Annotated in this window: 12 protein-coding genes; 5 read left to right on the top strand and 7 right to left on the bottom strand. The window is 64.7% G+C overall.

The features are described 5' to 3' along the window. Positions 1-251: 251 nt before the first annotated feature. Positions 252-1,481, bottom strand: a complete 1,230-nt coding sequence (locus tag F1542_RS08915; RefSeq protein ID WP_193732721.1) for a glycosyltransferase family 4 protein — start codon at positions 1,479-1,481, stop codon at positions 252-254. Positions 1,482-1,582: 101 nt separating this feature from the next. Here F1542_RS08915 and F1542_RS08910 point away from each other — a divergent pair, with 101 nt between their 5' ends. The 4 genes from F1542_RS08910 (at position 1,583) to infC (ending at position 6,214) form a co-directional block, all read left to right on the top strand. Further along, positions 1,583-2,581, top strand: coding sequence for a tetratricopeptide repeat protein (locus tag F1542_RS08910; protein ID WP_227672598.1), 999 nt, complete (start codon positions 1,583-1,585; stop codon positions 2,579-2,581). 4 nt (positions 2,582-2,585) lie between these two features. After that, positions 2,586-3,488 carry a glycosyltransferase family 9 protein gene (locus tag F1542_RS08905; protein ID WP_193732724.1) on the top strand — a complete coding sequence of 301 codons (903 nt, stop codon included), beginning with the start codon at positions 2,586-2,588 and terminating at the stop codon, positions 3,486-3,488. Between the two features lie 42 nt (positions 3,489-3,530). Continuing rightward, positions 3,531-5,465 carry a threonine--tRNA ligase gene (thrS, locus tag F1542_RS08900; RefSeq protein WP_193732720.1) on the top strand — a complete coding sequence of 645 codons (1,935 nt, stop codon included), beginning with the start codon at positions 3,531-3,533 and terminating at the stop codon, positions 5,463-5,465. Between the two features lie 227 nt (positions 5,466-5,692). Then, positions 5,693-6,214: a translation initiation factor IF-3 gene (gene infC, locus F1542_RS08895; RefSeq protein WP_193732723.1), complete on the top strand. Its 522-nt coding sequence runs from the start codon at positions 5,693-5,695 to the stop codon at positions 6,212-6,214. 243 nt (positions 6,215-6,457) lie between these two features. On the opposite strand, the gene F1542_RS08890 is transcribed toward infC, so the two are convergent. Genes F1542_RS08890 through hrpB form a run of 6 tightly spaced genes read right to left on the bottom strand, consistent with a single transcriptional unit; the run spans position 6,458 to position 13,680 of the window. Continuing rightward, positions 6,458-7,219: an SIMPL domain-containing protein gene (locus F1542_RS08890; RefSeq protein ID WP_193732719.1), complete on the bottom strand. Its 762-nt coding sequence runs from the start codon at positions 7,217-7,219 to the stop codon at positions 6,458-6,460. Beyond that, positions 7,216-7,539 (bottom strand): hypothetical protein, encoded by a 324-nt coding sequence (locus tag F1542_RS08885; protein WP_193732718.1) that lies wholly within the window; start codon positions 7,537-7,539, stop codon positions 7,216-7,218. Before F1542_RS08885 ends, F1542_RS08890 begins: the two co-directional genes overlap by 4 nt. A 4-nt stretch (positions 7,540-7,543) precedes the next feature. Beyond that, positions 7,544-9,121 (bottom strand): HAMP domain-containing sensor histidine kinase, encoded by a 1,578-nt coding sequence (locus F1542_RS08880; RefSeq protein WP_193732717.1) that lies wholly within the window; start codon positions 9,119-9,121, stop codon positions 7,544-7,546. A gap of 30 nt (positions 9,122-9,151) precedes the next feature. Beyond that, positions 9,152-9,832 carry a response regulator transcription factor gene (locus tag F1542_RS08875; RefSeq protein WP_010508133.1) on the bottom strand — a complete coding sequence of 227 codons (681 nt, stop codon included), beginning with the start codon at positions 9,830-9,832 and terminating at the stop codon, positions 9,152-9,154. A 30-nt stretch (positions 9,833-9,862) separates the two neighbouring features. After that, positions 9,863-11,086 carry a S1C family serine protease gene (locus tag F1542_RS08870; protein ID WP_193732716.1) on the bottom strand — a complete coding sequence of 408 codons (1,224 nt, stop codon included), beginning with the start codon at positions 11,084-11,086 and terminating at the stop codon, positions 9,863-9,865. A 35-nt stretch (positions 11,087-11,121) separates the two neighbouring features. After that, a complete protein-coding gene (hrpB, locus tag F1542_RS08865) occupies positions 11,122-13,680 on the bottom strand; it encodes an ATP-dependent helicase HrpB (protein WP_227672597.1) in 2,559 nt (852 codons plus the stop codon). A 91-nt stretch (positions 13,681-13,771) separates the two neighbouring features. On the opposite strand from hrpB, the gene F1542_RS08860 reads away from it, so the two are divergent. Further along, on the top strand, positions 13,772-14,764 hold a 993-nt coding region (locus F1542_RS08860), incomplete at its 3' end, for a protein-disulfide reductase DsbD domain-containing protein (RefSeq protein WP_256431446.1).

The following is a 14,764-nucleotide window of genomic DNA, read 5'->3' as shown; positions in this document are numbered from 1 at the left end:
GGGGAAATCTGGTTCATGTGGTGCAGTCCCGAAGTGTTCGCGTTGAAACGGCGGGCCACGGGTCATCCCCGTCCGCCAGAAGAAAGAATGCGCAATGGGTGAAGAATTTCAGTCGCCTTGTCGACTGTAAAACCACCCGTTGCATAAGGCCCATGCTGAATGCAGGACGCTCCCCCCGGCTTTTTGGGGTGCCATGAGACAGATCAAGGCAATCCTGCATCCGATATGGGACAATCACCGCGTCCGCGCCGCTATCCCGCTTCTGGCAGGACTTCATCACCCCAGTCCATGTCCGCCATGGCGGTATGGTAGAAGGTGTTCGCCAGCTGCGTGTGCAGCAGTTCATCATATACGGACAGGGTCGCGTACTGCATCGCCTGTGTTGAATAATGGTCGCGCACATTCTCGCGCGCATGCCATGACAGCAGGGTGCGTTCCTCGGGCGTCATGGTTGCGACGTGGCGCAGGCATGCCGCCAGCGCCTGCACGTCATCGGGCGGGAATACGAAGCCGGTCACGCCGTCATCCACCGTTTCCAGTGCCGCGCCATGGCCCGCCACGATTACGGGGCGGCCCATTGCCTGTGCCTCCACCACGACGCGGCCAAAGGGTTCGGGCCGCAGCGAGGGAACAACCACCATGTCCGCCAGCATCAGGGCGGCCGGCATGTCCGCGCAGTGCCCGGCAAAACGCAGGTGTGTTGCGATTCCCCTGCGCTGGGCAAGGGTGACGAGTTCGCGGCCCAGCTTCTCGTTCGCCTCCCCCACGAAAATGCACACCCAGTCCCCGTTGAAGCCCTCGGTTTCATTCACCCGCGCCAGGGCCTCGATCAGCAGCGCATGCCCCTTCCACGGGGTTACGCGCGCGGGCAGCATGATGACGGTGGCGCCGTCGGGTATGTCCCACAGGTTGATCAGGTTCTGCACCCGGTTGCCACGCACGCCCTGCGGGTCAAAGCGTATCATGTCCGCCCCGCGCGGGATCAGGCGCAGGCGGTCGTCCCCCACCCTGTATTCCTCACGCAGGCGGGTTTCGATGTAGCGGCTTATGGCAATGACCCGGGAACCCGATGCCAGTACGCCGTTGTACCACCGTTTCCCCGGCATGTTGGCGGCATGCACGCCATGCCATGTCGTGACCAGCGGTATCCTGAGCCGCCGGCATGCAAGGGACGCCGCCCATGCCGGGGCGCGTGAACGCGCATGGACCAGATTGACGCCGAATTCCTGAATGACATGGCGCAGGCGGCCCGCGTTGCGCATGATCGAAAGGGGGTTCTTGGCCTTCAGGTCCATTTCGACCGGAATGGCCCCGATATATTTCAGGCGCGGGACCAGGCGCCCGCCCGCACTGGCCACGATGGCCGTGCCCCCGGCCTGGACTATGGCGTGCGCCATTTCCAGCGTGCCATGTTCGATCCCGCCGGATTCGAGGGCTGGCAGGGCCTGCAGGATGACAGGTCGGTCAGTAACGGTTTGCATCACCCTTCCCCATATCATGATCATACCGGAACTGCACGAGGCGGTGGCGAATGGAGGGCTGGCCCTTGACCTTCTTGGCGGGCGGGCCGACGAATGCGGTAATGAGAGTCTTTGCGTGCCTGCCTGTCCGCTCCTTTTTTCCGTTTGGTGGATATCCCGTACGTCCCGCCAGTGCGTCGTTTCAGGCCGCCCGTCGGGTCCGGGTGGATCGTCGCGGCGTCATGGCTGCCGGTATCGTGGTGGCGGTCAGTATGGCCGGGCATGATGGCGGCGTCCGGGCGGCGGAGGCGCCAGTGGCCGCCCCGCCACCTGTCGCGGCGCCCGTGTCGGATCATGATGGGGCCGGGCATGAGGTATGGAGCTTTGCCCGCTGCACCGCCACCGTATCCGATGATCCCGACGGCGCGCGTGATTATGCCGAAGACTGGCTGGCCCATGGCGGCGGCCTGGAGGCCGAGCAGTGCGATGCGCTGGCACGCATCGAACTGGGGGATGTGGCGACGGCGGCGGCATCGCTGGACCGCCTGGCGCATGTGCCCGGCTGGCCCGTGGGGGATTCGGTCCCGGCCCATGCGGGCCCGCAGTCTGATGCCCGGCCGCCCGATACCCCGCAATCGCTGCGTCGTCGCGCGGCCGTGGCCGAACAGGCGGCGCGGGCATGGCAGGCGGATGACAGCCCGAAACAGGCATTCGACAGCGCAGCCTATGGCCTGACGCTGGAACCGGGCGATGTGCCGCTGCGTCTGGTCTATGCGCGGGTCGCGGTGGAACTGGACCAGCCGCAGCGCGCGATCGACACCCTGACCCCCCTGCCATCCGCCCCGGCGGAACGTGATGACGCGCTGGTCGCGCGCGCGGCCGCATGGCGACGGATGGGACGGATCGAACAGGCCATGACCGACATCAACGCGGCCCTGAAGGACATGCCCCGCAATGGGGCGGCGCTGCTGGAACGTGGCATCCTGTACCAACGCGAAGGGCAGATGGCGCAGGCGCGCACCGACTGGCAGGCAGTCGTGACGCTGGCCCCGGATTCGGATGAGGCCGATCTGGCGCGGCAGGATCTGTCGCTGCTTGAAACCGACCCCGAGGCACCCTGATTCCATGGCCCGTATTCTGGTGATCCGGCTGGGCGCGCTGGGCGATTTCATTCAGTCCTTCGCACCGTTCGCGGCCATTCGCGCCCATCATGCGCATGACGTGGTGGACCTGCTGACGCAGTCTCCCTTCGCCGATCTGGGGCGTCATGCGCCGTGGTTCGACCATGTGCATGTCGATCGCAGGCCGCCGTGGCATGACCTGCGCGCGGTCATGGCGCTGCGCCGGCTGCTGCGGTCGTATGACTTCATCTATGACCTGCAGACATCAGGCCGCAGCACACGTTATTTTCATCTGTCGGGCATGACGGCGTGGTCGGGAATCGGACGCGGCGCGCAGGCGGTGCATGACAGCCCGCAGCGGCGTATCATGCATACCCGCGCGCGCCAGCGTGACCAGTTGCGCCGCGCGGGAATCGACAGCCTGCCGGTGCCCGACCTGTCATGGCTGTCGCGTGGTGGCCCTGTCCTGCCCGCGCCCTATGGCGTGCTGGTGCCCGGTGCCGCGGCACACCGCCCGGCCAAGCGCTGGCCAGTGGAACGCTATGCCGCCCTTGCGCAGCACATGCATGCGCGCGGCCTGCTGCCCGTTATCGTGGGCGGCAGGGGGGAAGGGGCACTGGCTGCCGTCATTCGCGACACCTGTCCCGATGCGGTGGACCTGACGGGACAGACATCGCTGCTGGAACTGGGAGGTGTGATGGCGCGGGCGGCCTGCGCCGTGGGCAACGATACCGGTCCCATGCACCTTGCCGCGGCCCTTGGCGTGCCCGGCACCGTGCTGTTTTCAGCCGACAGCAACCCTGCCCTGACCGCGCCGGTGGGCCAGCATGCGGGGCAGGTGCGGGTCATTTATGTGCGTGATCTGGCAACTCTGCGCGTCGACAGGGTTGCGGCGACGCTCGCCTGACGCCATTACAGCGGGATATCTTCTTACCGGAGCAATGAAACCATGCCTGCCATAACCCTGCCTGACGGATCCGTTCGCCGCTTTGACGGGGCAGTGACGGGCACTACCGTGGCGCAGTCCATCGGGGCCGGACTGGCCCGCGCCGCCCTTGCCATGGAAGTGGATGGCAAGCTTATGGATATCGGTCGCGAGATCGACCATGACGCCAGTGTCCGCTTTGTCACGCGCAAGGACCCCGAGGCGCTGGAAATGATCCGCCATGACGCCGCCCATGTGCTGGCCGAAGCGGTGCAGTCGCTGTTTCCCGGAACCCAGGTCACGATCGGCCCGTCGATTGAAAACGGGTTCTATTACGATTTCTATCGCAACGAGCCGTTCAAGCCCGAGGATTTTGCCGCGATTGAAAAGCGCATGGGCGAAATCGTGGCCGCGAATGAACCCTTCGTGCGCGAGACATGGCCCCGTGGAAAGGCCATCGAATTCTTTGAAAACAAGGGTGAGCGCTTCAAGGCAGAGCTGATCCGTGACCTGCCCGAAGACGAGGAAATCTCGATCTACCGTCAGGGCGAATGGCTGGATCTGTGTCGTGGGCCGCACCTGCGCGGCACGGCCGATGTCGGCAATGCCTTCAAGCTGATGAAGGTGGCCGGGGCCTACTGGCGCGGCGACCACCGCAATCCCATGCTGACGCGCATCTACGGCACGGCATGGCGCGATCGCAAGGAACTTGAGGCCCACCTGCACCAGCTTGAGGAAGCCGAGCGCCGTGACCACCGCCGCATCGGGCGCGAGATGGATCTGTTCCATATTCAGGAAGAAGCCGTGGGCCAGATCTTCTGGCACCCCAAGGGCTGGCGGCTGTATTCGGTGCTGCAGGACTACATGCGCCGCGCGCAGAACAATAACGGATATCAGGAAGTGCGCACGCCGCAGCTTGTTGACCGTGGCCTGTGGGAAGCATCCGGGCACTGGGACAAGTACCGCGAGCACATGTTCATCGCCACCGTCGAGGACGAGGACAAGACCCTCGCGCTCAAGCCGATGAACTGCCCGTGTCATGTACAGATCTTCCGCCATGGCCTGCGCTCGTATCGTGAACTGCCGCTGCGCATGGCGGAATTCGGCGCGTGCCACCGTTATGAGCCGTCCGGCGCACTGCATGGCATCATGCGCGTGCGCGGCTTCACGCAGGATGATGCGCACATCTTCTGCACCGAAGACCAGATTGCCGATGAAACCGCGCGTTTCGTGCGCATGTTGGCCGATGTGTACCAGGATCTGGGCTTCGAGCATTTCCGCGTGAAATTTGCTGATCGTCCCGAACAGCGCGCCGGTGATGACGCCACATGGGACCGTGCGGAAAACGCGCTGAAGGTCGCGTGTGACATGGCCGGCGTGACCTATGAGCACAATCCGGGGGAGGGCGCGTTCTACGGCCCCAAGCTGGAATTCGTGCTGCGTGACGCCATCGGCCGTGACTGGCAGTGCGGCACGCTGCAGGTCGATTACGTTCTGCCCGAACGGCTGGATGCATCCTATGTCGGTGAGGACAGCGCGCGGCATCGTCCCGTCATGCTGCACCGGGCGATCCTGGGATCGTTCGAGCGATTCCTTGGCATCCTGATTGAACAGCATGCGGGCCGTTTCCCGCTGTGGCTGGCGCCGGTGCAGGTGGTGGTGGCGTCCATCGTGACCGATGCGGCGGATTATGCCCAATATGTGACCGACAGCCTGCGCAAGGCGGGGCTGGTGGTGGAAGCCGACCTGCGCAACGAGAAGATCAACGCCAAGATTCGCGAACACAGCCTTGCGCGCGTGCCGGTCATTCTGGTTGTTGGCCGCAAGGAAGCGGAGGAAAATACCGTTGCCCTGCGTCGTCTTGGCGGCAAGGCACAGGAGGTGCTGCCGCTGGAGGAAGCGGTGTCTGCCCTTGCATATGAAGCCCTGCCACCCGATATCCGTAGGGCACGCGGCTGATTTACCGGGTTCCGTGCCGCGATTGCATGGCTGTTTTCGCAGATACGGGACAAGACAGTACTTGATCTGGGGCGCGTCTTTGCGTCACATATCTTTCCATAATGTAAGGTCATGCCCTTGCCTGCGTGTTTTCCATGGTATCAGCCATGGTCGCGCGGGTATGCGGGATGGCCTTATCTGCCGTTTGAATGAAACAGTCACAGGAGCTGACCATAGCCAGACCCCCGATGCCCACTCCGCCAAATCGAGAGGGCCCCCGTGTCAATGAAGAGATCCGCGTACCGCAGGTCCGTCTGATCGACGAAGAAGGCGAGATGCTGGGCATCATGTCCACGCGTGATGCGCTGGTCCGTGCCTATTCTGTTGGTCTTGACCTTCTGGAAATCAGCCCGAACGCCGAGCCCCCCGTGGCGAAGGTTCTGGATTACGGGAAGTTCAAGTACGAACAGCAGAAGAAGCGCAACGAAGCGCGCAAGAAGCAGAAAGTCATTGAAATCAAGGAAGTCAAGGTTCGCCCGAACATTGACGAAAATGACTATCAGGTGAAGATGCGCGCGATGAAGACCTTCATCGGCGAAGGTGACAAGGTGAAGGTGACCCTTCGCTTCCGTGGCCGTGAAATGGCGCATCAGGATCTGGGTGTGAAGGTGCTGGAGCGCATCCGTGCGGAAATGGATGAAATTGCCAAGGTTGAGCATATGCCCAAGCTTGAAAACCGCCAGATGATCATGGTGCTGGCTCCGCGCTAAGCGCAGTGTCACTGTCCGTATCATGAAAAAGGCCCGGTGGGATTATCCACCGGGCCTTTTTCGTCTGTGCTGCATATGGGGAAACAGGCGCAGTGGACAGATCATGTCCCTTATCCGTAATCCAGCTTTCCCACGTGGCATTTATGGGGTTTCAGCCCAATAACTTATTAATATGAAAAAGTTTTTGGATGCCGCTTTTTTAAAGACGGCGTTCTTCAAAGCTTTTTCTTCTTTAGGGGGCTTTTACCCGGCGGGCTTCAGGATCAGCGTGGCGCGGACGGTTGCGGTGACATCCTGCAGGCCGGTCGGGGCTTCCGGGGCGGGCATGTCAACGCTGGCGGCGCGAGCCATCATCATCATGGGCATCGGGCGTGGCATGTTCTGGTCTTCCAGTGTCACGCTGCGGATGGAGGCGATAGTCAGCTTCAGCGTGGATGCTGCCGCCTGCGCACGCTGCTGCATGTCCTGCAGGGCCAGCGTTTCGGCCCTGCGGGTCAGTTCCATCCGCTTTTCACGTGAAAGGGACCAGTCCAGCCGCGTCAGGGCCAGGTTATCAGCCTGTAGCTGGCCCACCAGTGGCAGCAGCACCTTGCCATCGCTGGCGGTCAGTCGGATGCTCTGGCGTGCGACCCATTGCGGTTTGCGGTTCTGGCGCTGGTCGCCATCATCATGATGCACGAAATACGACTCGGCATTCAGGGTCAGTCCCGTCACATGGGCGCTGGCCGCCGTGACCTTGCCCACCAGCGTATTGACCTGTGCCTGTGCGCTGGCGGCCGTATCGGCCCGGGCTTCCGCCATGAAGGTGGCGGTCAGTTCATCCGGCTGGGCCTGCACCGTGCCGGATGCCGACAGTTCCAGTTCGGTTGTATTGGGTACCGCCGCGTTCGCGGACTGGGTCTGGGCCATGCTACCTGCCGGGTGCAGTGCTGCCGCCACCAGCATGCCGGGCAGGGCGATGCGCAGGCTGTGGCGGGCAAGGGTTGTGAACAGGGGAAAAGTCATGAATGCGTGGTCTCCTTCAGTTCGACCAACGCACGACGCAGTCTTACGATGCCCGAGCGGATTCGTCCTTCGCGACACATGTCTTCTCCCTGCGTGCGAAGGTTGTCCACATCCTGCGGCAAGGCAGGGCCATAGGCGTCGATAATGTTCAGCAGCCGGTTGCAGTAGGCCTTGGTGTCACTGGTAATAATCACGGGCTTGTCCGGTCCATCCCGTGTGGTGACGATCTCCGCCCCGATGCTGGTCCCGACCGGGGCTGCGCCACACAGGCAGAAACTCATCACGACGATGGCCGGCGCCATGGCGGGGTGCATGTTCATGATGTTACTTTACGCTACTGTTCATGTCATGCTGATGGGGGAAAGATGACCTTTCCGTCATGCCTGATATGTGTTGGGGAGATGGAAAATCCTCCTCATTCGCTGAAATCGCGCAGGCCGCGATCGGCAGCGCCAGCGAAACCGTCAGCCCCGGGTTATGCGCCGACAGGTGCATCCGCCCCCCATGCAACTGCACGATGGCCCGGACCATGGACAGTCCCAGCCCCGAACCGGGGGTGTTGCGGGCCTTTTCCGCGCGGAAAAAACGCTCCGTGGCGCGGGCCATGTCGGCTTCGCTCATGCCAACCCCTTCATCACTGACACACAGGTCCAGCATGCCTTCGCCCGTGGGACCGGTAACGCGGCCGGGTGCAAGCTCGCGCACCTGCGCGCGCAGGTAAACGGTGCCGCCGGCCGGCGAGAATTTGATGGCGTTATCCAGCATGTTGGCCACGGCCTGCTGGATCAGCGAACGGTCACCGTAAAAGTTCAGGCTGTCAGGCAGGTCCAGCGCAAGCCTGATGTCATGGTCTTCCGCCACGGCTTCATACAGGTCGGCCACGTCGCGCAGGACCGGCACGAGGTCAAATGTCATGAAGGCGGAGCGGCGGGCCCCGGCCTCGATCTGGGCAATGCGTAGCAGGGCCTCGAACACGGCAGTCACGTTGTCCAGATTGCCGACCGCGCGTTCGATCGCATCGCGCAGTTCCGCGTCCGTGGTTGCATGCAGGGCCGCGTCCTCAAGCTGGGTGCGGGCGCGGGCAATGGGGGTGCGCAGGTCATGGGCAATGGAATTGGATACCTGCCGCACGCCATCCATCAGGCGTACGATCCGGTCCAGCATTTCGTTGATGGCTTCGGCCACCTGATCCATTTCATCGCCATTGCCCACCAGCGGCATGCGGCGGCTCAGGTCGCCATGGGCGATGGCGGATGTGGTGCGGGCCACGGTCTTGACCATGCGGCGGAAAATGCCATGCACCAGCACCGCCCCGCTGACAGCCAGCAGCGTCACCATGACCCATGCCCATAACAGCGAATCGGTCAGCAGGTGGCGCAGGATGCCGCGCGCGCGCACGTCACGCCCCACCAGCAGGCGGTAGCCACTGTCAAGTTGTCCCGCCGTGTGGGTCTGCGCCGTACCGGGCAGGCGGTAGGCATGCAGTTCCGCCATGCCGCGCAGTCCCGCGCGCGTATCGGGCAGGGAGTACCAGCGGTCCGTGTACTGCACTTTCGCGGGCCATGCCGAAACATTGCCCGTCAGGTAATTCCCCTGCGGGTCGATGACGAGGTAGATCGCATCGTCATCCAGGTTCTGTTCCAGCCTGTCCTCAATGGTCAGGGCCAGCGTGGGCAGGCCTCCCATCATCCACCGTTCGGCCAGGGCGTGGGCGTCGGCGTTGATGGCGGTCTCCACCTGGCGTTCCAGAAACCCGATCGTCCCCCACCACATGAAGGACATGAACAGGATGGAGGACAGGGCGAACATCATGCCATACGCCAGCGAGAAACGCAGGCTGGCCGACCGCCACGCCCGCCAGCGTGACGGGCGTGGCATGGCGCGGGGAAAACCGGTGGGCATCAGCATCCCGCCCACAGGCAGGGATGGGGCCTATTCGGCACGCAGCATGTATCCCGCATTGCGGATGGTGTGGATCAGTGGCGTGCCAAACGGCTTGTCCACCTTCTGGCGCAGGCGCGAGACATGCACGTCGATCACGTTGGTCTGCGGGTCGAAATGGTAGTCCCACACACCTTCCAGCAGCATGGTGCGCGTCACGACCTGCCCCGCGTGGCGGGTCAGGTATTCCAGCAGGCGGAATTCACGCGGCTGCAGGTCGATCTTCTGGCCCGCGCGGCGTACCGTGCGCGACAGCAGGTCGATTTCAAGATCGGCCAGTTCCAGCTTGGTCTGGGGTGCGGTTTCCGTCCGGCCACGGCGGCCCAGGGCTTCGACGCGGGCCAGCAATTCGCTGAAAGCGAAGGGCTTGGTGACATAATCATCGCCACCCGCCTTCAGCCCCTGCACGCGGTCATCCACATCCGCCAGCGCCGACAGCAGCAGCACGGGGGTTGTGTTGTTCTGCGCGCGGATGGTTTCCAGCAGGCGCACGCCGTCAATGCCGCCGGGCAGCATGCGGTCGAGTATGATCAGATCAAACTTCTCGCTCACGGCCATGAACAGGCCGTCCTTGCCGTTATCGGTCAGTTCGACCAGGTGCCCGGCTTCCTTCAGGCCCTTGGCCACGAAGTTGCGGACGGTGGGGTCATCTTCAACAACAAGAATATGCACGTTGCCTCACGTCGTTTGGGGCGGGGTCAGTCAGTCTTCCATGTCCTCGTCGGGGCGGTGGCCGACACAGGCTGGCAGGCTTAACGCCTCGTGGTGGCGACGGATATGAAGCACCACGGTTGATCGGGGCCGTTTCGCCGCGATCGAGCGGATCAGCATGCGTGACGTATCGATCGGTTCGTCGTTCACGGCGGTAATGACATCCCCTATATGCAGGTGCGCCTTCATGGCCGGTCCGTTGCGGTCGATGCCGACAATCTGCACGCCGTCATGTCCCGACCCATCCGTCAGTGTAACACCCAGCCACCCCCGGTCGATATGGCCATTATGGCGCAGTTCTTCCACGATAGGTGCCACGATTTCCGACGGAAGGCCAAAACCGATGCCCACAGACCCCCCCGTGGGGGACACAATGGCCGTGTTCACCGCCACCACCTGACCGCCAAGGTTGAAAGACGGCCCGCCTGAATTGCCGGGATTGATCGGCGCATCGATCTGGAAAAAGTCATCAAACGGGCTGGTGCCGATATCGCGGCCCCGCGCCGACACGATGCCCGCGGTCACGCTTGATCCCAGCCCGAACGGGTTGCCCGCGGCCATGATCCAGTCCCCGATATTGACCAGCCTGCTGTCCCCCCATGGCACGAAGGGCATGGGGTGGGGCGCATGGATCTGGATGACCGCGATATCCGTCAGGTCATCGCTGCCGACCAGATGGGCCGGGAATTCCGTGCCATCGGCCAGTGATACGGTAATCAGGTCGGCGCCACCCACCACATGCGCGTTGGTCACGATCACGCCGCTGGGGTCGATCAGGAAGCCCGAACCCGCGCCCAGCATTTCCTCGCCATGGGCGCGCATGCGTTCGCGGAATTTGTGTTCAAACGGTGTGCCCTTGACACTGGGGGGCAGGGGCTGGCGGCCGGTGCTGGTATGGCTGTCCTGTGCCACCGCGATATTGACCACGGCAGGCCCCACCTGGCGCACCAGAGGGGCGAAGGTCAGTGGCCCGGTCGAGACCACCGGCGGCACGGGCGGGGCGAACAGGGAGGGGTTTGGCGGCGTGGCGGATGACGCTGCATTGTCCTGCGCGTGGGCGCCCGTCATGGCGCCTCCGATGGCGGCCATGCCCAGCAGCAGCATCAATATCAGCCCGGAAGCCGGGCAACGGGCCATGGCAATCCGTTTCATACAGGGCGGGGCGAAGGTAGGTTCATGATCACGCATGTTATCTGAAAAAAGCGGCAATGCCATGGCTGCATGGCATCATCGACGCGAATGTCCCAGTTTTATGTCGTACGCCGTGGTCGTGGCGGCGGGGGACTGGCCATGGCGGGGTTTTCGGGCCAGTCATGGCGGGGGTAACGACCGCGCATGTCGCGACGCATATCCGCCCATGACCCGGCCCAGAAACCTGCCAGGTCGGCGGTAATGGCCTGCGGCCTGCCGGCGGGGGACAGCAGGGCGATCCGCAGGTCCACCCGGCCATCGGCAATGGCGGGTGTTTCCGTCACGCCATAGAAGGTCTGTGCCCGTGCCGCCGCCACCGGTACGGGCTGCAGGTAATCGATCGCGGCCCGTCCGCCCGGCAGGTCCAGATGGGTGGGCAGCGTGCGGTCCAGCCATTTCAGCGTGGCATGGTCCATCGTGGCGCGCAGCATGGCCAGCAGGTCCATTTCCGCCAGCGCCGACAGGCGGTTGATCCCCGCAAGCCACGGGGCCAGCCAGCTTTCGGCTGTCCGGGCCAGCGCCGCATCCGACAGGTCGGGCAGGTCCGGACGGTCCAGGCGGGTACGCGCCAGGTCCACGCGGGCCTGCAACTGCCGGCAGGCATCGCTCCATGTCAGGGTAGCCGCAAGGTTCTGCGCCGCCTGCGCGCACAGCAGGGCGCAGACCTCGTCAGGGCTGGCGGTGACCGTGCGGTCCCGCAGTACAAGGTTGCCCAGCCGCAGCCTGCGCCGCGCCAGCACGTTGCCCGTCGTGGTGTCCAGCGTGGTTTCAACCTGTTCACGCGCCCGCGCCAGCAGGCTGTCGGGCAGCGCGTCACGGTCCAGCGGGGCGGCAAGGCAGATTTCGGCCGCCTTGCGCACATGCATGCCCGCCACCGCCAGCAGGCCGCACCGCGCCAGTTCATCCGTCTTGGACAGGCGTGCGCTGCCACCACCGGCCAGGCGGAAAGATCCCGCATCCCCACGGGACTGGGCCACCCGGTCGGGGAAAGCCGCGGCAATCAGCGCGGCAGGGTCGCCGCTGGCGGGAATGTCGCGCCCCAGTCCCAGCCGCCTGCGATACTGCCGGGCGGCGTGGCGGATACGGGACAGCGCCGCGCGGTCGGCATCCGGATGGTCACCACCGGCCAGCAGGTCCAGGCGCAGGCGGATATCCGCAGGGGCCGCGGGCGGCGCGCCCCGACTGCCACCGGTGGGGCGGCGCGGACGCAGCGGGTCGCGTTCCTCCAGCAGGGCGGCGATGTCGGCAGCCAGCGCGCGCTCGGCTGGCGTGCGCGCGGCCAGCATCATGGCGGCAAGACGCGGATGCGCGCCAAGGGCGGCCATGCGCGTACCCGCGCGCGTGATACGGGCGTCATCATCCAGCGCGCCCAGCGCCTGCAGCAGGCTGCGCCCGGCTTCGAACGCGCCATTGGGGGGCGTGTCGGGAAAGGGCAGGTCGGCAGGCGCCGTACCCATCGCATCCTGCCAGGCGGCGGCATCCAGCCGCAGGCCGGTCAGTTCGGCCTCCATCATTTCAGGCTGGTCATGCGGTGGCATGGCGCGGGTGGTCATTTCCGTCCACAGCCGTATGGCAATGCCGGGGGCGACGCGCCCCGCGCGGCCCGCGCGCTGGTTGGCTGCCGCACGTGAAATACGCACCGTATCGAGTCGCGTAAGCCCCGTGCCCACATCCAGCCGGGGCACACGGCGGAATCCTCCATCCACCACAATGCGCACGCCCGGCACGGTCAGGGAGGTTTCAGCAATGGAGGTGGACAGGATCACCCGCCTGCGTCCGTCAGGGTGGGGGGTAAGGGCGCGATCCTGCTCGGCGGGGGGCAGTTCACCATATAGCGGCAGGACATCCGCCGCGATCCCGTCCAGCAGCCCGCGTGTGCGGTGGATTTCGGCCACACCGGGCAGGAAGGCCAGCACATCGCCAGGATCCTGCGCCACGGCAGTACGGATGGCGGCGGCCATGGCGTCGGGCAGGTCACGGCGGTGGACCAGGTCGCGGGTGGCGTGGCGGATTTCCACGGGGAACATCCGGCCTTCGCTTTCCACCAGTTCGGCATTCATGCGCTGCGCCAGTGCCGCGCCATCCATGGTGGCGGACATGGCCAACAGCTTCAGTTCGGGCCGCAGGCTGCGCTGCAGGTCCAGGCAGAAGGCAAGGGCGGCATCCGCATCGACCGAGCGTTCGTGGATTTCATCAAAAATCACGCACGCCACCCCATCCAGCGTCGGATCGGACAGCAGGCGGCGCACTAGCAGCCCCTCGGTAATGACCTCGATGCGCGTGCGTTCCGATGTGGTGCCATCCAGCCGGGTGCGGTAGCCCACCAGTTCGCCCGGCGCATCATTCATCAGTTCCGCCATGCGCACGGCGGCGGCGCGGGTGGCCAGCCTGCGGGGTTCCAGCATCACGATCCGCCCGTCCCCCCGCCATGGCGCGTCCAGCAGCGCCAGCGGGACCAGCGTGGTCTTGCCCGCACCGGGTGGGGCGACCAGAACCGCGTTGGACGTGCGCGCCAGTGCGGCCTGCAGCGGCGGCAGGGCGGCGGCGACAGGCAACGCGGTGCCATTTTCGGACAGAAGGGTGTCGAGGCGGTTTTGCAAGGTCGGGTCTAAGGCCATATCCTGATCTTATGGCGTCCGGCATGGTGGTGGGGCAATCCTTGGCATGGTACACGGGCGCGTTTTTCCTTCATCCTGTTCTGGCGGAGTAATGCCGGTGCCCTTCCTGTGGCTTGTGTCCATCCTGTGCATGCTGGTGACCGTCGTGCCCCCGGCCCGCGCCGCGCAGAGCGACGCCGTGACTTCGCCCCGTGCGACCGTAACCCTGGTTACGGATGATGATACGTACATGCCGGGCAGACCTCTGCACGTGGGGCTGCGCCTGCGGCTGGCGCCGGGGTGGCATACCTACTGGCTCAACCCCGGAGATGCGGGGGATGCGCCGACGCTGGCTGTCACGGCAGAAGGCGGGGCGACCGGGCAGGCCAGCACCATCGAATGGCCTACCCCGCGCGTGCTGCATGACGGGCCGCTGACATCTTACGCCTATACCGGTGATGTGCTGCTGCCGGTCACGCTGACCCCGGCCGCCGGCGAAGGGGATGGACCGGTCACACTCGATGCAAAGGCGGAGTGGCTGGTCTGTGCCGAGGTCTGCGTGCCTGAAAATGGCAGCTTCAGCCTGACCCTGCCACGGGGTGAGACACAGCCATCGGCCGAGGCTGCGTCTTTTGCGCGTGCCGCTGCCGACAGGCCGGTTGCCTCCCCCTTTGCGGCGCGTGTCTCGCCCGCCGGTGTGCTGCAGCTTGACGGGCGTGGCCTGTCACCGGATGCGGTGAAGGATGCATGGTTCATGCCCGAAGTGGCGGGCACGATCGATCAGGATGCGCCGCAGGCTATCACCGTGCGTGACGGAACCGTGCAACTGGTGCTGAAACCGGGGCCGGTTTTCAATAGTGGGGCAGGACTGTCCGGTATCGTGGTGCTGCGTGACCCCATGGGGCGGGAGCGTGGGCTGTCAGTCCATCCGGAAGTCGGGGATGTGCATGCGCTTGTGCCTGCGCCCGTGGCGGGCCCGGACAGTGGGGTCGTGCATGTCGGCTGGCTGGTGGGCATGGCGTTTGTGGGGGGAATGATCCTGAACCTCATGCCCTGTGTGTTTCCGGTGCTGGCGATGAAGGTGCTGTCGCTGGAACGCATGGCG

Source organism: Komagataeibacter sp. FXV3 (assembly GCF_015155755.1).
Lineage (GTDB): Bacteria > Pseudomonadota > Alphaproteobacteria > Acetobacterales > Acetobacteraceae > Komagataeibacter.
This window is presented reverse-complemented; position numbering and strand designations above follow the sequence as displayed.